This window comes from Streptomyces erythrochromogenes (assembly GCF_040684695.1).
Taxonomy (GTDB): domain Bacteria; phylum Actinomycetota; class Actinomycetes; order Streptomycetales; family Streptomycetaceae; genus Streptomyces; species Streptomyces erythrochromogenes_C.
In genome coordinates this window covers 140920-166629 of record NZ_JBFBGM010000010.1, presented here as the reverse complement: position 1 = coordinate 166629, position 25710 = coordinate 140920, and the positions used below count along the sequence as shown (strand labels likewise).

The window sequence follows — 25710 nt, the reverse complement described above, 5'->3', positions numbered from 1 at the left end:
TGTCCCGGCTCTTGTGGCCGCGCCGCACCCACTAGTAAAATGTCACACACCACACTAGGGAGCCTCACATGACCAACGCGCACACCCCCGCGCCCCGCACCCGTCCCTGGCACGGAATCATGGTCGCCACCGCGCTCCCCCTGCGCGAGGACCTCACCGTCGACCACGACGCCTACGCCGAGCACGTGGCCTGGCTGATCGCCAACGGCTGCGACGGCGTGGTCCCCAACGGCTCCCTCGGGGAGTACCAGACCCTCACCGACGAGGAGCGGGCGCGCGTCGTGCGCACCGCCGTCGAGGCCGCCGGCGACGGCGCCCGCGTGATGCCCGGCGTCGCCGCCTACGGCAGTGCCGAGGCCCGCCGCTGGGCCGATCAGGCCGCCGAGGCCGGTGCCGGTTCCGTCCTGCTGCTGCCGCCCAACGCCTTCCGCGCGGACGAGGAGACCGTACGCGCCCACTACGCCGAGGTCGCCCGGGCCGGGCTGCCCGTCGTCGCGTACAACAACCCCATCGACACCAAGGTGGACCTGGTCCCGTCCCTGCTCGCCCGCCTGCACGCCGACGGGTCCATCGTCGCCGTGAAGGAGTTCAGCGGGGACGTGCGCCGCGCCTACGAGATCGCCGAGCTCGCCCCGGGCCTGGACCTGCTCATCGGCGCCGACGACGTCCTCCTCGAACTCGCCCTCGCGGGCGCCGTCGGCTGGATCGCCGGCTACCCCAACGCGCTGCCGCGGTCCTGCGCCACCCTCTACCGGGCCGCCGTCGCCGGCGACCTGGAGACCGCGCTGCCGCTCTACAAGTCCCTGCACTCCCTGCTGCGCTGGGACTCCAAGACCGAGTTCGTCCAGGCCATCAAGCTCTCCATGGACCTGGCGGGCCGCCCCGGCGGTGCCACCCGCCCGCCGCGCTTCCCGCTCACCGGCGACACCGAGGCGGCCGTCCGCGCTGCCACCGAGAAGGCCCTGGCCGAGGGCCTCAACTAACCCGCCGGAGGGGACGCCTGATGCGTACGCGCCACGTCTACCACGCGGTGGACTCGCACACCGAGGGCATGCCGACCCGGGTCGTCACCGGGGGAGTCGGGGTGGTCCCCGGCGCCACCATGGCCGAGAAACGGCTCCACTTCATCGAGCACATGGACCACGTACGGACCCTGCTGATGTACGAGCCGCGCGGGCACTCCGCGATGAGCGGAGCCATCCTGCAGCCCCCGACCCGCCCCGACGCCGACTACGGCGTCCTGTACATCGAGGTGTCCGGGCTGCTGCCCATGTGCGGGCACGGCACCATTGGGGTGGCCACCGTCCTCGTCGAGACGGGCATGGTGCCCGTCGTCGAGCCGGTCACCACCGTCCGGCTCGACACCCCGGCCGGGCTGGTGAGCGTCGACGTACAGGTGGAGGACGGGGCGGCCACCGCCGTCACCCTCACCAACGTCCCCTCCTTCAGCGTCGGCCTCGGCCTCAAGGCCGACGTGCCCGGCCTCGGCACGGTCACCTACGACCTCGCCTACGGCGGCAACTTCTACGCCTTCGTCGAACTCGACGCCCTCGGGCTGCCCTTCGACCGTGCGCGGGGGGACGACCTGCTCGCCGCCGGGCTGGCCGTCATGGACGCGGTCAACGCCGGCCCCGACCGGCCCGTCCACCCGGAGAACCCCGCGATCGCCGGCGTCAAGCACGTCTACCTCGCCGCGCCCGGATCCGACGCCCGCCGCTCCCGGCACGCCATGGCCATCCATCCCGGCTGGTTCGACCGCTCGCCGTGCGGTACGGGCACCAGTGCGCGGATGGCCCAGCTGCACGCCCGGGGCCTGCTCGAACTCGGCGCCGACTTCGTCAACGAGTCGTTCATCGGCACCGCGTTCACCGGCCGGCTGGTCGGGCGGACCACCGTCGGCGGCCTGCCCGCCGTGGTGCCGACCGTCACCGGCCGGGCCTGGATCACCGGCACCGCGCAGTACTTCCTCGACCCGTCCGACCCCTTCCCCGGAGGCTTCCTGCTGTGATGACCGTCCGAACGGTGGACTACCACACCGCCGGCGAGCCCTTCCGGATCGTCGACACCGCCGCCGCGGGCATGCCGCCCGTCCCCGGCGACACCGTCGCGGAGCGCTGCGCCACCGCCATCGGCCCGGGCGGATCGGGGACCGCGCCGCGCCGGGGCGCGCTGGACGACGTACGGCGGATGCTCGTGCAGGAGCCGCGCGGGCACGCCGGGATGTACGGCGGGTTCGTGGTCCCCGCCGACGACGACGGGGCCCACTTCGGCGTGCTGTTCTGGCACAAGGACGGCTGGTCCACGGCGTGCGGCCACGGCACCATGGCCCTCGGGGCCTGGGCCGTGGACAGCGGCCGGGTCCCCGCCCCGGACGACGGGGACGTCCCGGTGCGGATCGACGTACCGTCCGGGCGGGTCACCGCGACCGTCCACCGCGGCGGGGGCCGCACCACCGGGGTCACCTTCCGCAACGTGCCCGCCCGGGTCGGCGCCCGGAAGGTCCCCGTCGCCACCTCGCTCGGACTGGCCGAGGCGGACATCGCGCACGCCGGCGCCTGCTACGCCTCCGTCCGCGCACGCGACCTGGGGCTGGAGGTGACGCGCGCCGCGCTGCCCGCGCTGGTGCGCGCCGGGCAGGAGGTCCGGGCCGCCCTCGCCGCGCATCCCGCCACCTGGCACCCCGACGGCCCGCTGCTGTCCGGGGTCTACGGGGTGATCCTGTACGAGGAACTGCCCGACACCCCGTTCGGGCCGCACCAGCGCAACGTGACCGTCTTCGCCGACGGGCAGGTCGACCGCTCGCCCTGCGGCTCCGGCACCTCGACGCGGCTGGCGCTGCTGGCGGAGGACGGACGGCTCGGCCCGGGCGAGGACCTGCTGAGCGAGTCCGTCACGGGGACCGTGTTCACCGGCCGGATGCTGGACGGCGGGGTCACCGAGGTGACCGGCAGCGCCTACCGCACCGGTGAACACGCCTTCTGCGCGGACCCGTACGACGCCCTCGGCACCGGGTTCCTGCTGTGACGGGGATCCCCCAGTTCGGCGCCGCGGCCATGGCCGCCGCTCTCGGTCCGGCCGCGGCCGCCGATGCCCTGGCCGCCGCCCTGCGCGGCGGCCTCGACCCGGAGGGCTGCCCGCCGCGCTCCGCGATCGGCGTGCCCGGCGACGGCGAACTGCTGCTGATGCCGGCCGCGTCCGGGGCGTACGCCGGAGTGAAGATCGCCGGTGTCGCGCCGGGGAACCCGGCCCGCGGGCTGCCCCGGATCACCGGTTCCTACCTGCTGCTGGACGGGCCCACCCTGCACCCGCTGGCCCTGCTCGACGGCGCGGCCCTGACCGCCCTGCGCACGCCGGCGGTCTCGGCCCTGGCGCTGCGTCACCTGGTCCCGGCGGGGCGGCCGTTGCGGATGGTCCTCTTCGGCTCCGGGCCGCAGGCCTACGGGCATCTGGAGGCGGCCCTGGCGGAGCGGGAGCTGGCCGAGGTCGTGGTGGTCGCCCGGAACCGGGAGGGAGCCGGGCGGCTCGCCGCGCACGCCCGCGCCCTGGGGGTGCCGGCCGCCCGGACCGGCGGCCCCGAGCAGGTGGCCGACGCCGACCTGGTCGTCTGCTGCACCACGGCCCGCGAACCGCTCTTCGACGGACGGCTGGTGCGGCCGGACGCGGTGGTCGTGGCGGTCGGCTCGCACGAGCCGACCGCCCGGGAGACCGACACCGCCCTCGTGCGACGCGCGGCGGTGTACGTGGAGTCGCGTGCGGCGGCGCTGCGGGAGGCCGGGGACCTGCTCGTCCCGGAGGCGGAGGGGGCCATCGGGGCGGGGCACATCACGGGCACGCTCGCGGACCTGGTGGCCGGACGGCTGCCGGCGGGAGGGGAGCGGGGTTGTCCACAGCTCTTCAAGAGCGTGGGCATGGCCTGGGAAGATCTTGCCGTGGCGGTCGCGCTGTACGAGGCCGCTGGAGTGTGAGCAGCGCAACGTGACATTGTACGCTGTTCGTCTGCTCGTCGGCAGGTGAAAGGGTCTCGGAGGGAACGCAATGGGTGACCTGAAGCAGCACAGTCTCATCAAGGCCCAGGAACGACTCCGCGACCAGGTCGGGCACGCCCTCCGAGCCGCTCTGATAGCGGGTGAGCTGCGCCCCGGCAGCGTCTACTCCGCCCCCGGCCTCGCGGCCGAACTCGGCGTGTCGGCAACCCCGGTGCGCGAGGCCATGCTCGACCTGGCCCGCGAGGGACTGGTCGAGCCGGTCCGCAACAAGGGCTTCCGGATCACCGAGGTCAGCGAGCGCGACCTCGACCAGTACACCGAGCTGCGCACCATGATCGAGGTGCCGACCATCGGCCGCATCACGAAGACGGCCACGGCCGAGCAGCTGGAGGAACTGCGCCCCATCGCGCAGGAGATCGTCACCAGCGCCCGCGAGCACAACCTCATCGGCTACCTGGAGGCCGACCGCCGCTTCCACCTCACGCTGCTGGGCCTCGCGGGCAACGAACGGCTCGTGGAGACCGTCGGCGACCTGCGCAAGCGCTCCCGCCTGTACGGGCTGACCGGCCTGGACGAGGCGGGCAAGCTGGTCTCCTCCGCCGAGGAGCACCTGGAGCTGCTGGACCTGATGATCAGCGGCGACGCCAAGGCGGCCGAGGCCTGCATGCAGCGCCACCTCGGCCACGTCCGCTCCCTCTGGGCGCAGGGTCGCGACGAACCGGTGGGCCGCACCCCGGGCGGCCTGGGCCCGGTCCGCTAGGCCCCTCGATCCGGCCGGACCGGTCATCGGTCATCGGGCGGCAAAGTCCTCGCCCGGCCCGTGACCGGGGTCCGGCCGGAGCGTTTGCCCGGGCGTGACGCTCGACGACCTGTACACCAGCATCGTGGCCGAGGAGATCGAATCCTCGGCCGAGCCCGAACGGCTGCCCCTGCTCACCCGCGCCGAAGCCGACCTGGCGCTCGCCGTGCTCGACGTCGTCGCCGGAGGCTCCATGGACGACGAGGTGCGCTCCACCGCCCGGGCCCTGCGCTCCCGGCTCGGCCTGCGGCTGTGCACGGAGGGTCCGCACGCCGGCTTGACCTCGAGGTAGGTCGAGGTAGGACGCTGGAGCCATGGACATCCAGCCGGCCGACACCGGGAGCACCCCGGCCGTCGGCCCCTCCGCCGACCACCTCCCGCCCGTGCCCGGGCCCGGGCCCAGCCCCACCGATCACCGCCCCGACCGGTGGTCCGGCGAGCTGCTCGACCTCGACGCCTACCTGGCCCGGATCGGGTACGACGGCCCCCGCGAGCCCACCCTCGCCGTCCTGCGCGACCTCCAGCGCGCCCACACCACCGGCATCCCCTTCGAGAACGTCCACGCCGTCCTCGGCCGGGACCTGCCGCTCGACCTGCCCTCCGTCGAGGCCCGCCTGGTCCGCGGCCGTCGCGGCGGGTACTGCTTCGAGCACGTCCTCCTCTTCGCCGCCGCCACCGAACGCCTCGGGTTCCACGTCACCGGCATGATCGGCCGGGTCAGCCTCGGGGCGCCCAAGGTCCTGCCCGCCACCCACGGCCTGCTCGCCGTGACCGCCCGCGACGACGACCGCGAGTGGCTGTGCGACGTCGGCTTCGGGGCCGGTCCGCTCGGACCGATCGAACTGGCCGACGGCGCCCGGATCGCGTACGACGGCTGGCGGCACCGGCTGGAACGGCGGCCCGGCGCCCACGGCATCGACCAGTGGTGGCTGTACCAGACCGCGCCCGGCCCGGCCGGCCCGGACGACGTCCCCGGCCGCGTCCGGACCCCCTGGATCGACCGGCACACCTTCACCCTCACCGCCCAGTACCCGGTCGACTACGCCGTCGGCAGTCATTTCGTGGGCACCAACGCCCGCTCCCCGTTCGTCCGCCGGCTCTTCGCGCAGCGCATGACCCCGGCCGCCCACCGCAGCCTGGACGACCTGACGCTCGTCACCACCCTCCCCGACGGGACGAGCACCACCGAGGAGATCGCGCCGCAGGCCCTGGACGCCACCCTGCGCGAGGTGTTCGGGATCGCCCTCACCCAGGAGGAACTCCGCGAGATCGCCGCCCGCCGCCCGGCCGGCACGGCTTAGGGCGCCTCACGCGCCTCACACGCCTCACGCGCCTCACGCGCCCCAACGGGGCCCGGGGCCGGGGGATTTGGACACGGCTGGATAACGGGGGACCCAACCCCTTGTCAGTGCAATTTCACATTACTATGTTACCGGTCACATCGTAGAGCCGCTGAGCGTGCCCTTCCCTGGAGTGACCCATGACCAAGCGCACCCAACTCGCCCTCGCCACCGCCCTGGTGGCCGCACTCGCACTCGGCGCCTCGGGCTGCTCCGGCACCAAGAAGGGCTCGAACGGCGCGGGCGCCGAGAACCCGGCCGCCGCCAACGACGGCAAGATCCTCGGCGGCACCCCGGTCAAGGGCGGCACCCTCACCGTCCTGTCCAACCAGGACTTCGCGCACCTCGACCCCGCCCGCAACTGGGTCATGCCGACCATGGACTTCGGCACGCGCCTGCTCTACCGCACCCTCGTCACCTTCAAGGCCGAGCCCGGCAAGGCCGGCAGCGAACTGGTCCCCGACCTCGCCACCGACCTCGGCACCCCCTCCAACGGCGGCCGCACCTGGACCTTCACCCTGAAGGAGGGCGTGAAGTACGAAGACGGCACCCCGGTCAGGGCCCAGGACATCAAGTACAACGTCGAGCGCTCCTTCGCCCCCGACCTCACCGGCGGCCCCGACTACGCGGCCCAGTACCTGGCCGGCACCGAGGGCTACAAGGGCCCCCTCCAGGGGCAGCACCTCGACTCCGTCAAGACCCCCGACGACCGCACGATCGTCTTCGAACTGAAGCGCCCCGTCGCCGAGTTCTCCGCCACCGCCACCCTGCCGACCTTCGCCCCCGTGCCCCAGTCCCAGGAGAAGGGCACCCAGTACGACGCCCGCCCGTTCTCCTCCGGCCCGTACAAGATCGAGTCCTACGACCGCGACAAGAAGCTCGTCCTCGTCCGCAACGAGCACTGGGACCCGGGCACCGACACCGTCCGCAAGGCCTACCCGGACCGGTTCGTCGTCGTCATGGGCCTCAAGGGCGGCCAGATCGACGACCGGATCATCGCCGGCGAGGGCGCCGACGCCTCCACCGTGCAGTACGCCGACATGCGCCCCGAGAGCGCCCCCAAGGTACTTCCCAAGCCCGAGGTGAAGTCCCGGCTGCTCGCCGAGTCCCAGGGCTGCACCGAGATGCTCCACCTCAACAACTCCCGCGCCCCGTTCGACGACCCCAAGGTGCGCGAGGCCATGCAGTACGCCGTCGACAAGGAGGCCGTCGTCACCGCGGGCGGCGGACCGGCCCTCAACGAGATCGCCACCGCCTACCTGCCCCCGGCCCTCTCCGGCGGAAAGCAGGCCGACACCCTGAAGATCCCCCCGGCGGGCGACCCGGCCAAGGCCAAGGAACTCCTCAAGGCCGCCGGCAAGGAGACCCTGAAGGTCTCCCTCTCCGTCTCCACCGGCGACAAGGGCAAGGCCGAGGCCATCCAGCAGGGCCTGTCCCGAGCGGGCATCGAGGTCGTCATCGACACCGTCGACCCCGGCGCCTACTACGACGTGATCGGCGACCTGTCCACCACCCCCGACATGACCCTCAGCGGCTGGTGCCCGGACTACCCCTCCGGCTCCACCTGGATCCCCTTCGTCTTCGACGGACGCACCATCAAGCCGAAGGGCAACCAGGGCAACTACAGCCAGTTCCGCGACGAGGAGGTCATCAAGCGCATCGACGAGATCAACGCCATGGCCGACGCCAAGCAGGCCAACCAGGCCTGGATCGACCTCGACGCGACCCTCATGGCCAAGTCCCCCAACGTCCCGCTCCTGCTGGAGCGCAAGCCGCTCCTCGTCGGCACCAACATCGCGGGAGCTTTCGGCCACCCCGTGTGGACCGGCACCATCGACTACGCCACGGTCGGCCTCAAGGACCCCTCCAAGGGCCAGGGCTGAGGGACACCGGAGCCCCCGACCCCATGACCACCACAGCACCGGCCGCCGACGCCGCCCCGGGCGGACCCGCGGCCGTACCCCCGGCCGGGCCCGCGGCGGCGCCCGGCAGCAGCCCCTGGCAGCTCGCCCGGCGGGAACTGCGCCGCCGCCCCGCCGTCCGCGTCAGCCTCTGCATCGTCGTCCTCTTCGTCCTGATGGCCGCCACCGCGCCCTGGCTGGGCGCCCTCGGCGGCTGGTCCCCGCACGAGTTCGACAAGAGTGCCGTCGACCCCTACCTCGGCGGCCAGCCGATCGGAGCCCTCGGCGGGATCGGCCCCGAGCACTGGCTCGGCGTGGAACCCGTCACCGGCCGCGACCTGTTCGCCCGCGTCGTCCACGGCGCGCAGGTCTCCCTCCTGATCGCCTTCGCCGCCACCGCCATCGTGGTCCTCGCCGGCACCGCCGCCGGGATCGCCGCCGGCTACTTCGGCGGCCGCACCGACACGGTCCTGTCCCGGCTCATGGACCTGACCATGTCCTTCCCCTCCCTCATCTTCATGATCGCCATGCTGTCCGTGGCCAAGGACGTCAACCGGCTCGTCCTCATGACCGTCGTCATCGGCGTCTTCGGCTGGCCCGGCATCGCCCGCGTGGTCCGCGGCCAGACCCTCTCCCTCAAACACCGCGAGTACGTCGACGCCGCCCGCGTCGGCGGCGCCGGCCCCTGGCGGATCCTCACCCGCGAGATCCTGCCGGGCGTGGCGGGCCCCGTCATCGCCTACACCACCCTGCTCATCCCCGGAATGATCAGCACCGAGGCCGCCCTCAGCTACCTCGGCGTCGGCGTCCGCCCGCCCACCCCCTCCTGGGGCCAGATGATCGCCGAGTCCGTCGCCTACTACGAGACCGACCCCATGTACTTCGTCATCCCCAGCGTCTTCCTCTTCCTCGCCGTGCTCGCCTTCACCCTCCTCGGCGACGCGCTGCGCGACATCCTCGACCCGAGGGGCGGCCGCAGTTGATCGTCTACCTCGCCCGCCGCCTCCTCGCCCTCGCCGGCGTGCTCCTCGCCATCGCGGCCGTCACCTTCCTCATCTTCTACGTCCTGCCCGCCGACCCGGCCGCGGCCGCCTGCGGCAAGACCTGCAGCGCCGAACGACTGGCCGACGTACGCCTCCACCTGGGCCTCGACCAGCCCCTGTGGAAGCAGTTCGCCGACTTCCTGACCGGCATCTTCACCGGCCGCACCCTCGGCACCGGCCAGTACGCCGTCACCTGCGACTTCCCCTGCCTGGGCTACTCCTACGAGAGCTCCCTGCCCGTGTGGGACCTGCTCATGGACCGCCTCCCGGTCTCCGCCTCCCTCGCCCTCGGAGCCGCCGCGCTGTGGCTGATCCTCGGCCTCGGCGCCGGGGTCGCCGCCGCCCTGCGCAAGGACACCGCCACGGACAAGGCGCTGATGGTCGGCGCCGTCGCCGCCGCCTCCCTGCCCGTGTACTTCACCTCCGTGATGCTCATCTACGGCGTCATCCGCATCGCCGGCCTCCTGCCCTACCCCACCTACCAGGCCTTCACCGACAACCCGCTCGGCTGGGCCTCGAACCTGCTCCTGCCCTGGACCGCACTCGCGCTGCTCTACGCCGCCATGTACGCGCGCCAGAGCCGGGGTTCGATGATCGAGGCGATGGCCGAGCCCTACATCCGCACCGCCCGCGCCAAGGGCATGCCCGAACGGACGGTCGTCGTCAAGCACGGCCTGCGCTCCGGGATGACGCCGATCCTGACCATCTTCGGCATCGACCTCGGCGGGCTGCTCGCGGGCGCGGTCATCACCGAGTCGATCTTCGGACTCCCGGGCATCGGACGCCTCTTCTACGGTGCGCTCGTCAACTCCGACCAGCCCGTCGTCCTCGGCGTCACCCTCCTCGCGGCCTTCTTCATCGTCGTCGCCAACCTCGTCGTCGACCTCCTGTACGCCGTCATCGACCCGAGAGTGAGGTACTGATGGCCGATCCGCTCCTCGAAGTACGCGACCTGCGCGTCACCTTCACCACCCCTCGGGGGACCGTCCGGGCCGTCGACTCCGTCGGCTTCACCGTCGAGGCCGGCCGCACCCTCGGCATCGTCGGCGAATCCGGCTCCGGCAAGTCCGTCACCTCGCTCGCCGTCATGGGCCTGCACCGCGGCGCCGTCGAGGTCGGCGGCTCCGTCGCGCTCGCCGGACGACCCCTCATCGGCCTGGGAGAGCGCGAGCTGGGCAAGATCCGCGGCCGCCGGATGGCCATGATCTTCCAGGACCCGCTCTCCAGCCTGCACCCCTACTACACCGTCGGAGAGCAGATCTCCGAGCACTTCAGGGTCCACTTCGGGGCCGGCCGTGCCGCCGCGCGCAGACGCGCCGTCGACATGCTCGGCGAGGTCGGCATCCCGGAACCGGCCCGCCGGGCGGGGGAGTACCCGCACCAGTTCTCCGGCGGCATGCGCCAGCGCGCGATGATCGCCATGGCCCTGGCCTGCGAACCCGACCTGCTGATCGCCGACGAACCGACCACCGCCCTGGACGTCACCGTGCAGGCCCAGATCCTCGAACTGATCGCGAGGCTCCAGCAGGAACGCGGACTCGGCGTCGTGATGATCACCCACGACCTGGGCGTCGTCGCCCGCGTGGCCCACGAGGTCCTGGTCATGTACGGCGGCCGCGCCGCCGAACAGGCCCCCGTGGACGCGCTCTTCGCCGACCCCGCCCACCCCTACACCCGGGGCTTGCTCGACTCGCTGCCCCGCCTCGACACCGCCGACGACGAACCGCTGCCCTTCATCCCCGGCTCCCCGCCGTCCCTCCTCGCACCCGCCCCCGGCTGTGCCTTCGCACCGCGCTGCCCCCGGGCGGCCGAACGCTGCACCACCGAGCGGCCGGAGCCGGCCGCGTACGGGGACGCGCACGGGCGGACCGTGGCCTGCCACTTCGCCGGGGCCCGCGCCGTCGAGGAGGCGGCCCGATGACCGACACCACGACCGACACCGAGAAGCGGACCACCGCACCACTGCTGTCCGTAACGGACCTCACCATGACCTTCCCCGGCCGGCGGTCCGCGACCGGGCGCCGGGGGGCGCCCGTGCGCGCCGTCGACGGGGTCTCCTTCGACCTGGAGGCCGGCCGGACCCTCGGCCTCGTCGGCGAGTCGGGCTGCGGGAAGTCCACCACCGGACGGATGCTCGTACGGCTGCTGGAGCCCACCTCCGGCCGGATCGCCTTCGAGGGCGAGGACATCAGCCGCCTGTCGCAGGGGGCGCTGCGCCCGCTGCGCAGGAACATCCAGATGGTCTTCCAGGATCCGCACTCCTCGCTCAACCCCCGCCAGACCGTCGCCCGGATCATCTCCGAACCGCTGCTGGTCCAGGGCATGGGCGCAGGGGACGCGCGGCGCCGCGCCGTCGACCTGATGGAACTCGTCGGGCTGATCCCCGAACACATCGACCGCTACCCGCACGAGTTCTCCGGGGGCCAGGCCCAGCGCATCGGCATCGCCCGCTCGCTGGCCACCAGCCCGCGGCTGATCGTCGCCGACGAACCGGTGTCCGCGCTCGACGTCTCCGTCCAGGCGCAGATCGTCAACCTGATGGAGCGGCTGCGCGCGGAACTGGGTCTCGCCTACGTGTTCATCGCGCACGACCTGTCGGTCGTCAAACGGGTCAGCGACCGGGTCGCCGTCATGTACCTCGGCCGGATCGTCGAGATCGGGGACAAGGCGTCCCTCTACGAGGACCCCCAGCACCCGTACACCCGGGCGCTGTTGTCCGCCGTACCGCTGCCCGACCCGGCGGCGGAGCGGCGGCGGGAGCGGATCGTGCTGCTCGGCGACCCGCCGAGCCCGGCCGCCCCACCTCCGGGCTGCACCTTCCACCCGCGCTGCCCCAAGGCCCGGGAGATCTGCCGGACGGAGCGCCCGCTCCTGCGTCCTGCCGCCTCGCGAGAGGTGGCGTGCCACTTCCCGGGTGACTGACGGGGATCACGGGAAGAGGGGACCCGGGGCCGACACGATCGGCCCCGGGTCCTCCGGCCGTTCCCGGGGGCGCGAGACTGTGGCGAAGGACCACGGGCGGAGCCGGAACGGGGCGGGCGGCGGATGAGCGAACAGCGGACGGCGGGTGCCGTCGGCGGGCACGTGGCCACGGCCGTGTGGGCGGCCGTGCTGCTGGGGCTGCACGCGGTGGCGGGGTTCTTCGTGCTGAGCGCTCTGCTCACCCACTCCGAAGGTTCCTGGGACCGCACGGTGACGGGCACCGTGCGGCTGATGGCGGGGCTCGGGCTGGCGGTGGAGCTGCTGGCCCTCGCGGGGACGGCGGCGGCCGTGAACACGGGCCGGCTGCGGCGCTGGTGGTACGCGCCGGTCGCCGCTCTGGCCCTGACCGCCCTGGTCCGCACGGTGTTCGCCCCGCTGCCCTGACCGCCCCGCTGCCCTGACCGCCCCGCCGGTGGGGCGGTCAGGGCAGCGCAGGACCCGGCGCCGGTCGCGGGACGCCTCCCGGCGGTCCCGGCCCTCCCGGCCCTCCCGGCCGTCCCGGCCGTCCGTCAGTTCGCCCCGGCCGGCCGGGGTGCGCCCTGGGGGTCGGCGGGGTGGGGTTGCAGCCAGCCGCGGATGGCGGCCTGGACTCCGGCCTGGAAGCGGGTGTCGGCGTCGAGTTCCTCCAGCATGCGGGTGATCCGGCGGCGGGCGGTGTGCACGTGCACGCCGAGCCGGCGGGCGATGGTCTCGTCCTTCAGGCCGGAGGCGAGCAGCCCGAGGAGTTCCCCCTGCTCCGCGCTGAGGGGGCTGACGGGGCTGCCGACGGGGGTGGCCCGCGCCCACAGGGACTCGAACAGCGGCAGTGCGGCGCCGTGCAGCAGGGAATCGCCGAAGACCAGCGCCGCTCCGTCGGCTCCTGCGTCGTCCGAGGGCGGCGTGGGCAGCAGGCAGGTGCGCCGGTCCACGAGGACCAGGCCGGTGGGCAGATGCTGTCCGATCCGGGCCTGGAGGCCGATGCGGGTGAGGGCGACCAACTCCCGGGCCCGGTCGGGGAAGTCGGTACCGCGCCGGTCGGTGACGGCCCGTACGGTGACGCCGCGGGCCAGCAGACGGCGTATGCGGTCGGCGCCCGCTTCCCCCGCTTCCCCCGTGTCGCCGGCCTCTCCCGCCCCGCCTCCCGCCCCGCCTCCCGCTCCCGCGGACCGGGACGTCGTCAGCGCGCTGCGGCCCAGGACGAGCACTTCCGTCTCGGCGGAGTCGAGCATGGTGTCGAGGCGGGCCGTGACGGCTTCGGTGCCGGTGAGGACCTCGACGCCGGCCGGGGGTCCGGGGGGTAAGGGGGGCGTCGGCGGCAGCTCGTGGGCCAGCCGGTCGGCGTAGCTGCGCAGGGACCTCAGCTCCGCCGATTCGCGGTGCAGGAGGGCCTGTCGGCGCTGGATGAGGGTGCGCAGTACGGCCGCCGGATCGGCGGCCGGATCGGCGGGCGCATCGACGGGTGGGCCAGGGGTCGAGCCGACGACTGGGTCGGTGGCCGGGCCGGCGGCCGCGTGGGTCGTCGCCCTGCTGTCTTCCTGAGTGCGGGCCGGAGTCCGGTCGTTCGGGTCGGTTTCGATCATGCCGGGGATTTTTGCCGCCTTCACAGGGCCCCCACAACTGTGCATGGCCACTTCTGAGGGGCTCCCGGCTCTGGCCGCGAGCCGCCCGCGGCGCTTGCATGGCGGCGACTCACAGCAACGCATCAGGCACTCATGGTTGAGGAGACCCCTTGCCCAAGTACAGCGCAGGTTCGTCGGCTCCGACTCCGACCGCACGACGGATATGGCGCAAAGAGCTCCGATCCGCCGGAGGAATAGCGGTTCTGCTGGCCGCCGCAATGACCTTGCAGGCGTCGCCGGCGTGGGCCGCGGACCCCGGCCCCTCGAACGTCCTGCCCGGCCAGGACACGGCGACCCCGGTGCTCGTCGAGGGCATACGGGAGTCCGTGGACGCCAAGGCCGCCCCGGCCGACGCGGCCCGCAAGCACCTCGCGGCGAACAAGAGCCGCTACAAGATCCCGCGGGCCGGCAGCGACCTCGCCACCCTGTCGGCGACCGCCACCGGCGCCCAGGACGAGACGGTCCGGCTGCAGCAGAAGCACCGCGGAGTCGACGTCCTGGGCGGCCAGTACGTGGTGCGCATGCAGAAGCAGGACGGCAAGCGCGTGGTCACCGGCACCTCGGGGCACTACTTCACGGCCCTGAAGACCGACGTCACCCCCCAGGTCGCCGAGGACGTCGCGGTCCGCCGCGCAGTCGCCGCCACGGCCCGCCGGCTGGGTGTCACCCTCGACAAGAGCCAGGCGCCCCGCTCGGAATCGGGCGATCCGGCGGCCACCGGCATGACCGGCGTCGCCAAGGGCCTCGTCGTCCTGCCCAAGGGCGGCGGGGTGCTCGCCTACCGCGTCACCGTGCACGGCACCGCCCCCGGCACCGGCGCGCCGGTCATGGACGAGGTGTACGTGGACGCCCGCTCGGGCTACCCGGCGCTGCAGTACAGCGCGCTGAAGACGCTGACGGCCCCGAAGGCCGCCACGGGAACGGCCGCTCAGCCCGCGGAGGGTGCGACGGAGGACGGCCCGCCCGCCGCTCCTGCGAACCTGGTCCCCGAGACCGGTTCCGGCGCCCGGCTCGGCGGCGCCGCGGCCTCGCTGGACATCGCCTACGACCCGGCGGCGGGGAACTACCTCCTCGCGGACGCGGGCCGGATGCGCGCCACGTCGAAGAGCCTGCTGTCGACGTGGGACGCCCGCGGCAAGTCGGTGTCGGAGACCTCGGGCAAGTGGCCGTCGGGCATCAAGATGTTCTCCTCCCCGAACACCACCTTCGGCGGGGCGGCGACGGACTCGGGGGCCGTGGACGCCCACTGGAACGCGGGCCAGGTCTACGACTTCTACAAGAAGAACTTCGGGCGCGACAGCCTCGACGGAGCCGGCGGCGCCGTCAACTCCCTCGTCGGCGTGACCTATTACGGCCTGCCCTACGCCAACGCGTTCTGGGACGGCACCAAGATGGTCTACGGCAACGGCGACGACGAGTTCAAGCCGCTGTCCGCCGACACCGACGTCGTGGGCCACGAGATGACCCACGGGGTGATCGAGCACTCGGCGAACCTGGTCTACGCGGGCCAGTCCGGCGCCCTCAACGAGGCCCTGGCCGACTACTTCGGCAACGCCATCGACGTCACCGCGAGCGGCACTCCGATGAACGATCCGGCCGCGGGCCTGATCGGCGAGGACCTGTGCCGCACGAAGGCAGCCGCCGACTGCGCGCTGCGCGACCTCAACGACGGTGCCACCACGTCGAAGAGCTTCCTGGGCGTGTCGTTCGCCACCGACAACGGCGGCGTCCACCTGAACTCGACGATCTTCTCCGGCGCGCTGTGGGACATGCGCGAGGACCTCGGCGGGGAACTCGCCGACAAGATCGTCTACAAGGCCGTCACCGAGTACATGACGCCGATCGACGGGTTCACCGAGGCCCGGGGCGCGGTGATCGCCGCGGCCAAGGCGCTGGGCGCGACCTCCGCCCAGCAGAACACCGTCAAGCGGTCGTTCAACGCCCACGGCATCGTCCCGGGCTGGGAGCAGGCCCTCGGCGTCGACAGCGACACCCTCTTCGGGACGCTGAACACCACCGACTCCGGGGTGGGCGCGGGCGGCGGCTGGTGGACCGCCTCGAAGTCCAACGACGACGGCTCCGAGCCCTACTCGGTCTACGCCGGCCGCCTCGACGGCAAGGGCGCGCCGAAGGTGATCAGCCCCAACGACGGCCGCTACCACACCGCCCCGGCGACGGACGGCAAGACGGTGGTGTGGACGGCGTACGGCGCGACCTCGGTCGACGTGCTCTCCCGTCCGGTGGCGGGCGGCCCGGTCAAGACGCTCTACAGCTCGACGACGGGCGTCGCGGGCCTGCGGGTGGAGAAGAACACGGTCGTGTTCGAGGAGTACGACATCCTCGGCGGCCGTCACGTCGGCTACATGCGGCCCACGGACAAGGCGCCGGTCTTCACCGACGGCAAGAAGTGGAACACCCTGACCGCACTGCCTTCGATCAGCGACAACAGGATCGCCTACGCGAAGCTGTACTCGCAGGGCGGCGCGTACCGCCTGGGCGTGGAGGTGGTCGACCTGGCCACCGGCAAGGCGGTGCTGACCGAGCAGCTGGACGAGCCGGTGAGCCTGGGCCAGACCGGCATCAACGGCAAGAACGTGTTCTGGCTGGCGGACAGCGACGAGAGCGACGGCGGTCTGATGTCGGTCGTCAGCGCCGGCCTGGACGGCCGCGGCGCCTTCATCGTGAGCAGCGAGCAGAAGCCGGGCGCGTTCATGGCCTCCGACCTGACGGTCTCGCAGGACGCGCTGACCCTGGTCGCCCGGACGCCCGACACGCGGTACCGCAACGAGTCGCTGCCGAAGCTGTGGCAGCTGACCACCGACGGCTCCCGCCGCGAACGGGTGTCCTGCAACCGCGGTGAGCAGAACTACCCGGCGGCCGGTACGGGCCGCCAGGTCGCCTGGCTGGACGCGACGACCGGCTCCACGGACCTGGTGGTCCGGGAACGCCCGGCCGGTACCTGCTGATCCCCACCGCTGAGTGACGGGGCCGACGGCTGCAGCCGTCGGCCCCGTCGGGCCGTTGTCGACCGATGCCGCGGACCCCGTCAGGCGAGTTCGCGGCGGAAGAAGTCGAGTTCCAGCGCCATGACCTTCTCGCGGGTGCCGCCCGGAGTCATGTGGGTGACGCCGGGGAGGGCCAGCAGCTGGTGGGGGCGGCCCGCGTCCGTCAGAGCCTGCGACAGTCGCAGGGTGTGCGAGGGGTGGACGTTGTCGTCGGCGAGGCCGGTGACCAGCAGCAGCGGCCGGGACAGCTTGGGGGCGTCCGGCAGCAGCGAGTCCCGTTCGTAGACCTCCGGGTGGTCCTGCGGCAGGCCCAGGTAGCGCTCGGTGTACGCGGTGTCGTAGTGCCGGAAGTCGGTCGGCGCGGCCCCGGCGGCCGCGGCGTGGAAGACGTCGGGGCGGCGCAGCACGGCCATCGCCGACAGATAGCCGCCGTAGGACCAGCCGCGGATGCCGACCCGGCCGAGGTCGAGGTCGCCGTGGCGCGCGGCCAGCGCGTGCAGCGCCGCGACCTGGTCGTCCAGGGTGACCTCGGAGAAGCCGCGGTACATGGCACGGGTGTGGGCGGGCGAGACGTGCGCGGTGCCGCGGTTGTCGACGGTCACCACGGCGAAGCCCTGGTCGGCCCACCACTGGCGGTGCTGCCAGCGGCGCGGGTCGGCGGTGATGTCCTGGGCGCCGGGGCCGCCGTAGCTGTCCATCAGGACGGGCAGTCTCCGTCCGGGGACGTGCCCGCGGGGCAGCACCAGCGCGGTGGGGACGCCGTGTTCGGTGACCCGCTCCAAGGCCGGGGCCACCCGGTACGGCAGCGGCTGCGACAGGTCGGCCGGGGTCAGCTCCCGCCCGTCGGGGGTGCGTACGACGCGCCGCACGCCGTCGGCGTCGGCGGAGGTCAGCAGCAGGAACCCGGCCGAGGCGGTCACGCTGTGGACGCCGGGCCCGTCCGCGAGCGGGACCGCCTCGCCGGTGGCGGTGTCCAGCAGCAGCACCTGCTGTTCGGCCGGGTCGCGCAGTCCGGCCTCGATCAGCAGTCGGCCCTCGTGGACCCCGGCCACCGCGCGGACCTGTACCTCGTCCCCGGTGAGCAGGACCCCGTCCACGGCGAGGGCTCGGGCGGCCCCGCCGGGGGTGTCGGCCGAGGTCAGCATGCGCCCGTCGGGCAGGCGGGCCGGGGTGCCGGGGAGGGGGTCCACCCACTGGGGGTGCGTGGTGCGGGACAGCTCCCGGGTACGGCCGGTGGCCGGGTCGGCGGAGAGCAGCAGCACGGTGCGCTGGAGCCGGTCCTGGACCGTCAGCAGGATCTCCTCGGCCGACTCCCAGCCCGCGTCGGAGACGTAGGGGTGGGCCTCGGCGTCCCACTCGACGCGCACCCGGGTCTCCCCGAGCACCCACAGCTGCACCTCGGCGTTGGGCCCGCCCGCCTCGGGGTAGGCGAAGTCCTCGGCCGGCAGTTCGGGGTGGGCGGGATCGGCGAACCACCGGCGCTGCAGGTCCGATTCGTCGACGCGGGCGGCGAGCAGCGCACTTCCGTCGGGGGACCACCAGTGGCCGCGGGAGCGGCCGAGCTCCTCGGCGGCGGCGAATTCGGCCAGGCCCCAGCGGGCTCCGTCGTCGGGGCTGACCCGGCCGCCCGGGGCGACGTACAGGGCGTCGTCGGCGACGTAGGCGGTGCGCCGGCCGTCGGAGTCGGGCCGGGGATCGAGCGCGGGGCCGGCGGCGGGGATCTCCCTGAGGGTTCCGGCGCCGTCGGCGGTGACCTCGAAGAGCCGTCCGTACAGGGCGAAGGCGGCGCGGCGCCCGTCGCCGGAGAGGGCGTAGGAGCCGATCCCGGCGGCGACGAGCCGGGTCCGCTCGCGCAGCCGGCGCTCGGCGGTGGGGAGGGGGCCGGGCTCGGGGCACAGCTCGCGGGGGTCGGCAAGCCGGATCTCTGCGCCGGTGGTGGTATCGAGCACCCAGAGGCTGTCGAAGGCGTCGGCGGGTCCGGTCGACCGGAGGAACCAGAGCAGCCGGCCGTCGTCCCCGAAGGTCAGTGCCCGCGGGGCGCCGTGGGTGAATCGGGCCGTGCTCGCGGAGAGCCTGAGGAAGTCATCCATGATCGTAGTGTGACATGTGAAATGTCACCGGCACTAGGCTGTTCGAGTGGTGGCCCCAGGGGTGCGGGCTTAGCGTCGGGAGGGTGGACCCGAACGCAACGCCGAGCAGCAAGCCGACCGACGGCAAGGACGGCACGGCCGGAGGAAGCGGCAACGGACTCGCCCTGTTCGTCATCGCGTCCTGCCAGCTCATGGTGGTTCTCGACATCACCATCGTGAACATCGCCCTGCCGCACATCCAGACGGCGCTGAACTTCTCGACCGAGAGCCTCTCCTGGGTCGTCAACGCCTACACCCTCGCCTTCGGCGGCCTGCTGCTCCTCGGCGGCCGCACCGGCGACATCCTCGGCCGCAAACGCGTCTTCATCTTCGGCGTCCTGCTCTTCGGGCTGGCCTCCCTCCTCGGCGGACTCGCCCAGAACGAGGGCCAGTTGATGGGCGCACGGGCCCTCCAGGGCGTCGGCGGCGCCATCGCCTCGCCGACCGCCCTCGCGCTGATCACCACCACCTTCCACGAAGGGCCCGCCCGCAACCGGGCGTTCGGCGTGTTCGCCGGGGTCTCGGCGGCCGGCGGCGCCATCGGACTCCTCGCGGGCGGCATCCTCGTCGAGTGGCTCGACTGGCGCTGGGTCCTCTTCGTCAACGTCCCCATCGCGGTGGTGATCGCCGTACTGGCCTCGAAGGTCCTGCGCGAGTCCGAACGCCACCCCGGACACTTCGACTTCGCGGGCGCGCTGCTGTCCACCCTGGGCATGGTCGCGCTCGTCTACGGCTTCATCCGGGCCTCCCAGGAGGGCTGGCGCGACCCGGTCACACTCGGCTCCTTCGGCGCCGCTGTCGTCCTGCTGACGCTGTTCATCCTCAACGAGCGGCGCTCGCCGCAGCCGATCACCCCGCTGCACATGTTCGCCGACCGCAACCGGGCCGGGACCTACGGGATCATGCTCATGCTCGCCTGCGCGATCTTCGGCATGTTCTTCTTCCTGACCCTCTTCGTGCAGAACGTGCTCGGCTTCAGCCCGATCCAGGCAGGCCTCGCCTTCCTCCCCGTCAGCGCGGTGATCGCGGTGGGCGCGGGGCTCACGGCGAAGCTCCTGCCGAAGTTCGGGCCCAAACCGTTCATGGTGTGCGGCGCTTTGTCCTCGGCGGTCGGGCTGGCCTGGCTGACCCAGATCGACGTCCACTCCACCTACCTCGGCAGCATCCTGGGCCCGATGCTGTTCTTCGCCCTCGGTATGGGCCTGCAGTTCGTCTCGCTGACGCTGATGGCCCTCTCCAACGTCGCCGACCGGGAGTCGGGAGCGGCGTCCGGACTGCTGAACACGATGCAGCAGGTGGGCGGCTCGCTCGGCCTGTCGATCCTGGTGACCGTCTTCGGCACCGCCAGCCGCAACGAGGCCAAGGAGCAGGTGCCGGACTTCCTCGCCACGGCCGGCCCCGTGCAGAGGGCCTTCTTCGAACGCACCGGCCAGCTCCCCAAGCCGTGGGGCGACCAGGTGCTGACCTCGGGCATCAGCACCGCCTTCGTCGTGGCGGCCGCCTTCACCCTGGTCGGAGCGGCCATCGCGCTGTTCGTCATCCAGGTCCGCCCCTCCGACCTCGCACGCCTCCAGGGCAACCACAAACCGGCGGCCGACCGCATCTGAGGTCCGAGCCGCCCGTGGTGGTGCGGACGGCTCAGACCACCGTGACGCCGGTGACCCGGGAGACGAAACCGTTCAGGTTGGCCTCCATGCGCGCGAGGCGCTCGTCCACGGTCAGCGACTCCTCCTGCCGGCCGGCGCGCAGCTTCGGCTGCCGCTTGCCGCGTACGTACAGGGAGCAGGCCAGGTCGGCGCAGATGTACGTGCCGACCGTGTTGCCCTCGCGGCCGCGGGCACCCGCCAGCGGCGCGGCGAGCAGGGTGACGCCGGAGGAGGCGTGGCCCGTCAGGCAGATCTGGCACAGGCTGGACTTCACCGCGCTGGTACGGCCCACGGACGGCACGCGCAGGGAGATCCCCAGCGGACCCTCCTCCCGGGGCAGCACCAGATGGGCGCGCAGCGGCGCGCCCGGGTCCACCCAGCCCAGGAATTCGAGGTCCGCCCAGGGCAGCTCGGCGAAATCGAGGGGCAGGCGCATGCGCGCGGCCTCGCCCTTGGTGCAGTTCACGAAGGATGCACGGATCTGTTTCTCACTGAGTGGTTCCACGGGCATCGACCCTATGGCCTGCCCCGGCCGGACCGCACCCCGATATCCGGCTCGCGGCCGCGCCCGGTGCGGCCGTACGCCGCGCGGGCCCGAGCACGGCGCGCAGCCGGGCCGAGTCCGCCCGGGTGCCCATCCGCAGCGCCAGCCACGAGCCGTCGGCGAACACCAGGTCCACCCGGGCCGGCCTGCGGCGCAGCCGCGGTACGCGGCGCAGCGCGCAGACGGCGGTGTACGACCCGCGGGCCGGGTCGCCGCGGCCCCAGGGCGGCCGGGCGGTGACCGCTGCCCCGCCCCCGGGGCCGTCGCCGCGGCGGACGGTGAACATGCCCGCGGGACCCTCGGTCTCGGCCTGCCAGTGCGTCCAGTGGAAGCCGTGCAGGGCCAGCGCGAAACGGCCGGCCCCGCTCGCCCAGCCACCGCGCAGGGCCGGCCCGTGGAGGAGCCGCCCGGCCAGGCGGGCGGCCCGTGCGAAGGGATCGAGCAGCGCGGCCACGGCGTCGGCGAGGTCGTCGGGCAGCGCGGTCAGGAAGCGGAAGAGGAAGAAGCCGCCGATCCGGCGCCGCAGGGGCACCGGGGCGGGCGAGCCGGGCAGCAACGCGCGCCGCGGTCTGCGTACGTACGGGGACAGACGGCCCGGAATCTCCTCGTCCATCCGGCCATGATGGCCGGGCGGCCGCTACCGGTCCACGCGACGGACCCGGCAGCGCGCCGGACCCTCCGTCCGCAGGGTGATCCCCGCGCCGACCGGGATCTCCGTGTCCACCGCCTCGAACGCGTACGCCCGCAGGATCATCGCCAGCGCGACCACCGACTCCAGCATCGAGAAGTGCTGCCCGATGCAGGCGCGCGGGCCGCCGCCGAAGGGGAACCACGCGTAGCGCGGCCGCCCCGCCTCCGCCTCCGGGGTGAAGCGGTCCGGATCAAAGCGGTCCGGGTCGGGCCAGTGCTCCGGGTGGCGGTGCGTCACCCAGGGCGCCAGGATGACGTCCGCGCCCGCGGGGATGGCGTGCTCCCCGATCCGGGTCGCGGCGACCGCCTTGCGGCCGATGACCGGGGCCGCCGGGTACAGCCGCATGGCCTCCTTGACCACCTGCGAGAGGTACGGGAGCCGGTCCAGGTCGCGGGCCTGCGGCGTGCGGTCGCCCAGGACGCGGGTGATCTCCTCGCGGGCCCGGTCCTGCTGCTCGGGGTGGCGCGACAACAGGTGCAGGGCGAAGCACAGCGAGGTGGCGGTCGTCTCGTGCCCGGCGAGCAGGAAGATCAGTACCTGGTCGCGGAGTTCGGCGGCGTCGAACTCCCCGTCGTCCGAACTCCGGGCGGTGGCCAGCAGCGTCAGCAGGTCCTCGCCGGCGGCGCCTTCACCGGAGGCGCCTCCACCGGCGGCGCCCTCGGCCGGGGAGCCGGCGCGGGCCCGCCGCCGCTGCCCGATGATCCGGTCGCACACCCCGTACAGCTCGTCCATCGCGGCGGCCGCCCGCCGGTTGCCCGGGGTCGGCCAGTGGCGCGGGATGTTGGCGGGGGAGTACCCGCGGCGCAGCACGTAGTCCGTGATCACCGGGAAGCAGCGGGCCACGACGTCCGCGGTGGCTTCCACGTCGGTGCCGAAGAGGATCCGGGCGACCGCCCGCAGGGCGAGGTGCGTCATCTCGTCGGAGACGTCGACGACGCCGTCCACGGCCTCCTCCCAGGCGGCCACGACCGACGCGGTCTCGGCGGCGACGGCCCCCGCGTACCCGTCCACCCGGCGCCGCGTGAACAGCGGCTGCACGAGCCGGCGCTGGCGCAGGTAGTCCTCGTCCTGGCTGGTCAGCAGGCCGTTGCCGAAGGAGTGCCGGACCTCCTGGTAGAAGGCGTTGTCCTTGCGGAAGTTGGCCGCCTGGGAGGCGAGCACCTGCTGGACGCCCTCGGGGGAGAACACGCAGTACAGGTCGGCCCGCATGCCGGGCGGCCCGGCGCAGACCCGTACGACGTCACCGCGCCGCTGCTGCGCCCGCAGATAGGTGCCGAGGGAGTCGGACTTCAGGTCCTGGAGCGATCCGAGCAGCGGGTTCCCGGGGAGCACGGGAACCTCCGCCCCCGCGCCGACTCCGCCTGCGTTCCTCACGAATGACATGCCGATGCCCGTCCCCTCGTCCCCTGCCGGAGCCCGATTCTGCCGCCCGCCCCCGCTCCTGGCGAGACCGCGTGCGCCATCACGCCGCATCGGACCGCCGTCATGCTCGAACGGCTCCCGGCCACTCACGTGACCTCAGAGGATCGGCGGGCGCCCCAGCCGCGTCATGCGCCACACCGTGCGCCACCTCATCGGTTTGCGTGGGCCGCACGACGTCCGTACGCCTTCGAAGAAGCCGCCCCACCACGCCTTCAGACCCGTCAGGGACCGGGTCCGCGTCATGGTGAGCAGGATCCACACACCGAGATGGACCGGAATCAAGGGGAGCGGAAGCCGACGGCGGGCGAGCCAGACCCGGTTGCGCGCGGTGAACCGGTAGTGGACCGCGTGCCGGGCCGGCGAGGTCTTCGGGTGCTGGAGGACGAGACCGGGTTCGTACAGGATCTTCCATCCCTCGTCGAGCGCACGCCATGCCAGATCGGACTCTTCATGCCCGAAGAAGAATTCCCCCGCCCACAGGCCGGTCTGCCGGAGCATGGGCATCGAGAAGGCGTGGCCCCCGCCGAGGAAGGCGGTCACCGGACCGCGGCGCATCGGATCGTCCGCCCGCAGCCGGGGAACCCAGCGTCGCTCGGTCTGCCCGTGCTCGTCGGCGACCCTGAACCCGATGATCCCCAGCTCCGGGTCTTGCGCGAACAGTCGCTGCACCGTGCGGAAGACGTCGTCGGCGATCAGGAGGCCGTCGTCGTCCAGCTCGATGACGACGTCGACGTCGCCCGAGTCGCGCAACAGCTCCAGCCCCACGTTGCGACCGCCGGGGCAGCCCAGGTTCTCTTCCAGCGGGATCTTGGTCGCGTCCGTCGCGACGTCGGTGAGGGGTGTCGCGTTGCCCACCAGAACCACCCGCGTCGCACGGACGTCCTGCCTTTCCACCGACGCGAGCAGAGCCTCCAGCTCCCGTGGGCGGGTGCCCATGGTCACGATGACGACTCCGATGCGCGGCAACGACATGGCGGCAGACTCCAGTGGTCGGTGGAGTGCCGATGCTAGCGTCGCGCGACGTGCCCCTCGCGCTGGCGTACGGCGGCCGGACCGTGTTCGCGTCCATGGAGGCAGTCCGCCCGGACCGTGCGCCCTAGGCCGGGTAGGGGTCCTCCAGCACCGGGATGCACGGTGACAGTGCGGTCTCCACGTCCTCGTGCACCCGTCCCCGGACCATCCGCAGGACGCGTACCTCGTTCTCGCGGCCGCGGTCCTCGTCGTCGCGCACGTGCATCACCCCGTACGAGCCGGGTGCCAGGCGGCCGACCTCGCCGAAGAGGTCCAGGACCTCCGGGTCGCTGTGGTTGCGGAAGCCGCCGAGGTGGAGGAACAGCTCTCCGTTCATCCACCGCAGGTCGAGCAGACCGGGACTGTCGATCTCCCGGATCCGGGCCCCGAGGGTCTCGGAGACGCGGCCGAGGAGGACGTCACCGTCACCGCTGTCGTCGGCGCCGGCGCTCTCCTGGACGTTGATCCAGCCGTGGTACTCGAACACGCCGTCAGAGCCCCCGCCGGTAGCGGAGCTCGCAGAGGGTGACGTCGTCGTAGACGTCGTCCTGCGTCGCGCCGTCGGCCCGGTACCCGGCCCGTTCGTAGAAGCGCCGGGCCCGGAGGTTGTCCTGGAGGACCCACAGCGCCGACGTCCCGAAGCCCCGGCCCTTCATCGCTGCATGGGCCTCGCCGAGGAGCACGCGGCCGACGCCCGTGCCGATCAGGTCCGGCGCCACGTACAGGGCGTAGACCTCGCCCACCCGCCCCGCCACGCCGGACACCTCGCCCCGGGCCGGACCGAAGCAGACCCACCCCACCGGACCGTGTCCGCCGACCGCCACGAGGTCCGCGGACTCGCGCCCGGGGCTGCGGAACCACTGCCGCCGCCGGGCGGCGTCGTCCTCGACCGTCATCGCGTCCAGGTGGTCCTGGGGCACGACACCGGCGTACGCCGCCTGCCAGCCCCGGACCCGGACCGCCGAAACGGCCTCGATGTCCGCCTCTTCCATCTCACGCACCCGCACCATCGCGCCACGGTAGGCCACGCCGCCACCACCGAACCACCGATTACCGCCGGCCCGCCAGCCCGCCGGCCGGCCGGCCGTGCCCGGTGCCGGTGCTCAGATGCGGGCCCGGACCTGCTGGACGGGATGCCCGAGGGCGTCCGCCACGGCGGCCAGCTCGGCGTCGTCGAACCAGAGCCGCTCGGGGTTCCAGACGGCGATCTCGAACCGGGCGAAGCCGCACGGCCATTCGTAGTGCAGCGCATCGAGGGTCGTCGCCCCTGCGCAGCACGGGGTCACGGTGTCGAGCGTGGCGAAACCGTCGTCGCAGTGGTCCTCGAGGAGATCGGCCCACCACTGCGTGTCGATCGACGCCCCGCACAGCGGGCAGCCGATCCGCACCAGGTTGCCCCCGCAGTCGACGGCGGTCACCGCGTCGTGCCACGTGACGTCGATCTCCACGTCCACCCCGTCGACGACGCCGGGAGCCAGCCCCTCGATCAGCGCGCAGGCACGGTCGGCCGCCTCCTCGCCGGGCTGCCACCCCGGATCGGTCGGAATGACCGACAGGACGTCATCGCTCATGGCTCACCACCTGTTCGGACACGACGTAACCGCGTCACGAGG

The 25710-nt window shown here is 73.0% G+C and carries 24 protein-coding genes; 15 read left to right on the top strand and 9 right to left on the bottom strand.

The window, feature by feature from the left end; translation table 11 throughout:
* The first annotated feature begins 68 nt into the window (after positions 1-68).
* The 13 genes from AB0O53_RS17675 (at position 69) to AB0O53_RS17615 (ending at position 12435) form a co-directional block, all read left to right on the top strand.
* Positions 69-983: a dihydrodipicolinate synthase family protein gene (locus tag AB0O53_RS17675; RefSeq protein WP_350994019.1), complete on the top strand. Its 915-nt coding sequence runs from the start codon at positions 69-71 to the stop codon at positions 981-983.
* A gap of 20 nt (positions 984-1003) precedes the next feature.
* The gene (locus AB0O53_RS17670) at positions 1004-2008 is read left to right on the top strand and encodes a proline racemase family protein (RefSeq protein WP_350994017.1); all 1005 of its coding nucleotides are present in this window, start codon (positions 1004-1006) and stop codon (positions 2006-2008) included.
* A complete protein-coding gene (locus AB0O53_RS17665) occupies positions 2008-3024 on the top strand; it encodes a proline racemase family protein (RefSeq protein WP_365196517.1) in 1017 nt (338 codons plus the stop codon). The genes AB0O53_RS17670 and AB0O53_RS17665 overlap by 1 nt, the downstream gene beginning before the upstream one ends.
* A 29-nt stretch (positions 3025-3053) precedes the next feature.
* Entirely contained in the window at positions 3054-3965 is a 912-nt protein-coding gene (locus AB0O53_RS17660) for an ornithine cyclodeaminase family protein (protein WP_435886657.1), read from the top strand.
* Positions 3966-4035: 70 nt separating this feature from the next.
* The gene (locus tag AB0O53_RS17655; protein ID WP_136229507.1) at positions 4036-4746 is read left to right on the top strand and encodes a GntR family transcriptional regulator; all 711 of its coding nucleotides are present in this window, start codon (positions 4036-4038) and stop codon (positions 4744-4746) included.
* 94 nt (positions 4747-4840) lie between these two features.
* Positions 4841-5077 carry a hypothetical protein gene (locus AB0O53_RS17650; protein WP_350994012.1) on the top strand — a complete coding sequence of 79 codons (237 nt, stop codon included), beginning with the start codon at positions 4841-4843 and terminating at the stop codon, positions 5075-5077.
* A 22-nt stretch (positions 5078-5099) separates the two neighbouring features.
* Entirely contained in the window at positions 5100-6086 is a 987-nt protein-coding gene (locus AB0O53_RS17645; protein WP_365196511.1) for an arylamine N-acetyltransferase family protein, read from the top strand.
* 179 nt (positions 6087-6265) lie between these two features.
* On the top strand, positions 6266-8008 hold the full coding sequence (locus AB0O53_RS17640; RefSeq protein WP_350994009.1) for an ABC transporter substrate-binding protein: 1743 nt from the start codon (positions 6266-6268) through the stop codon (positions 8006-8008).
* Positions 8009-8031: 23 nt separating this feature from the next.
* Positions 8032-9009, top strand: a complete 978-nt coding sequence (locus AB0O53_RS17635; protein ID WP_350994007.1) for an ABC transporter permease — start codon at positions 8032-8034, stop codon at positions 9007-9009.
* On the top strand, positions 9006-9992 hold the full coding sequence (locus AB0O53_RS17630; RefSeq protein ID WP_365196508.1) for an ABC transporter permease: 987 nt from the start codon (positions 9006-9008) through the stop codon (positions 9990-9992). The genes AB0O53_RS17635 and AB0O53_RS17630 overlap by 4 nt, the downstream gene beginning before the upstream one ends.
* Positions 9992-10990 carry an ABC transporter ATP-binding protein gene (locus tag AB0O53_RS17625; RefSeq protein ID WP_365196505.1) on the top strand — a complete coding sequence of 333 codons (999 nt, stop codon included), beginning with the start codon at positions 9992-9994 and terminating at the stop codon, positions 10988-10990. Before AB0O53_RS17630 ends, AB0O53_RS17625 begins: the two co-directional genes overlap by 1 nt.
* Complete coding sequence (locus tag AB0O53_RS17620) at positions 10987-11991, top strand: ABC transporter ATP-binding protein (RefSeq protein WP_365196502.1); 1005 nt, start codon at positions 10987-10989, stop codon at positions 11989-11991. The genes AB0O53_RS17625 and AB0O53_RS17620 overlap by 4 nt, the downstream gene beginning before the upstream one ends.
* Before the next feature lie 123 nt (positions 11992-12114).
* Positions 12115-12435, top strand: coding sequence for a hypothetical protein (locus AB0O53_RS17615; protein ID WP_365196500.1), 321 nt, complete (start codon positions 12115-12117; stop codon positions 12433-12435).
* A gap of 125 nt (positions 12436-12560) precedes the next feature.
* Here AB0O53_RS17615 and AB0O53_RS17610 read toward each other — a convergent pair whose 3' ends face one another.
* Positions 12561-13610, bottom strand: a complete 1050-nt coding sequence (locus AB0O53_RS17610) for a hypothetical protein (protein WP_350993997.1) — start codon at positions 13608-13610, stop codon at positions 12561-12563.
* A gap of 257 nt (positions 13611-13867) precedes the next feature.
* Between AB0O53_RS17610 and AB0O53_RS17605 the strand changes: the two genes are divergently transcribed.
* The gene (locus tag AB0O53_RS17605; RefSeq protein ID WP_365196498.1) at positions 13868-16615 is read left to right on the top strand and encodes a M4 family metallopeptidase; all 2748 of its coding nucleotides are present in this window, start codon (positions 13868-13870) and stop codon (positions 16613-16615) included.
* 80 nt (positions 16616-16695) lie between these two features.
* Here AB0O53_RS17605 and AB0O53_RS17600 read toward each other — a convergent pair whose 3' ends face one another.
* Entirely contained in the window at positions 16696-18744 is a 2049-nt protein-coding gene (locus tag AB0O53_RS17600) for a S9 family peptidase (RefSeq protein WP_365196496.1), read from the bottom strand.
* A gap of 83 nt (positions 18745-18827) precedes the next feature.
* Between AB0O53_RS17600 and AB0O53_RS17595 the strand changes: the two genes are divergently transcribed.
* Positions 18828-20390 (top strand): MFS transporter, encoded by a 1563-nt coding sequence (locus tag AB0O53_RS17595; RefSeq protein ID WP_350993991.1) that lies wholly within the window; start codon positions 18828-18830, stop codon positions 20388-20390.
* A 31-nt stretch (positions 20391-20421) separates the two neighbouring features.
* On the opposite strand, the gene AB0O53_RS17590 is transcribed toward AB0O53_RS17595, so the two are convergent.
* From AB0O53_RS17590 to AB0O53_RS17560, 7 genes are all read right to left on the bottom strand, one after another.
* Positions 20422-20934 carry an FBP domain-containing protein gene (locus AB0O53_RS17590; protein ID WP_350993989.1) on the bottom strand — a complete coding sequence of 171 codons (513 nt, stop codon included), beginning with the start codon at positions 20932-20934 and terminating at the stop codon, positions 20422-20424.
* Entirely contained in the window at positions 20918-21586 is a 669-nt protein-coding gene (locus AB0O53_RS17585) for a hypothetical protein (RefSeq protein ID WP_350993987.1), read from the bottom strand. The genes AB0O53_RS17590 and AB0O53_RS17585 overlap by 17 nt, the downstream gene beginning before the upstream one ends.
* Positions 21587-21610: 24 nt before the next feature.
* Entirely contained in the window at positions 21611-23047 is a 1437-nt protein-coding gene (locus tag AB0O53_RS17580; protein WP_365196493.1) for a cytochrome P450, read from the bottom strand.
* Positions 23048-23182: 135 nt separating this feature from the next.
* The gene (locus AB0O53_RS17575; RefSeq protein ID WP_365196490.1) at positions 23183-24058 is read right to left on the bottom strand and encodes a glycosyltransferase family 2 protein; all 876 of its coding nucleotides are present in this window, start codon (positions 24056-24058) and stop codon (positions 23183-23185) included.
* A gap of 124 nt (positions 24059-24182) precedes the next feature.
* Positions 24183-24584, bottom strand: a complete 402-nt coding sequence (locus tag AB0O53_RS17570) for an Imm7 family immunity protein (RefSeq protein ID WP_365196487.1) — start codon at positions 24582-24584, stop codon at positions 24183-24185.
* A 4-nt stretch (positions 24585-24588) separates the two neighbouring features.
* Complete coding sequence (locus AB0O53_RS17565; protein WP_365196484.1) at positions 24589-25107, bottom strand: GNAT family N-acetyltransferase; 519 nt, start codon at positions 25105-25107, stop codon at positions 24589-24591.
* Between the two features lie 93 nt (positions 25108-25200).
* On the bottom strand, positions 25201-25668 hold the full coding sequence (locus tag AB0O53_RS17560) for a hypothetical protein (RefSeq protein ID WP_350993978.1): 468 nt from the start codon (positions 25666-25668) through the stop codon (positions 25201-25203).
* Positions 25669-25710: the final 42 nt, after the last annotated feature.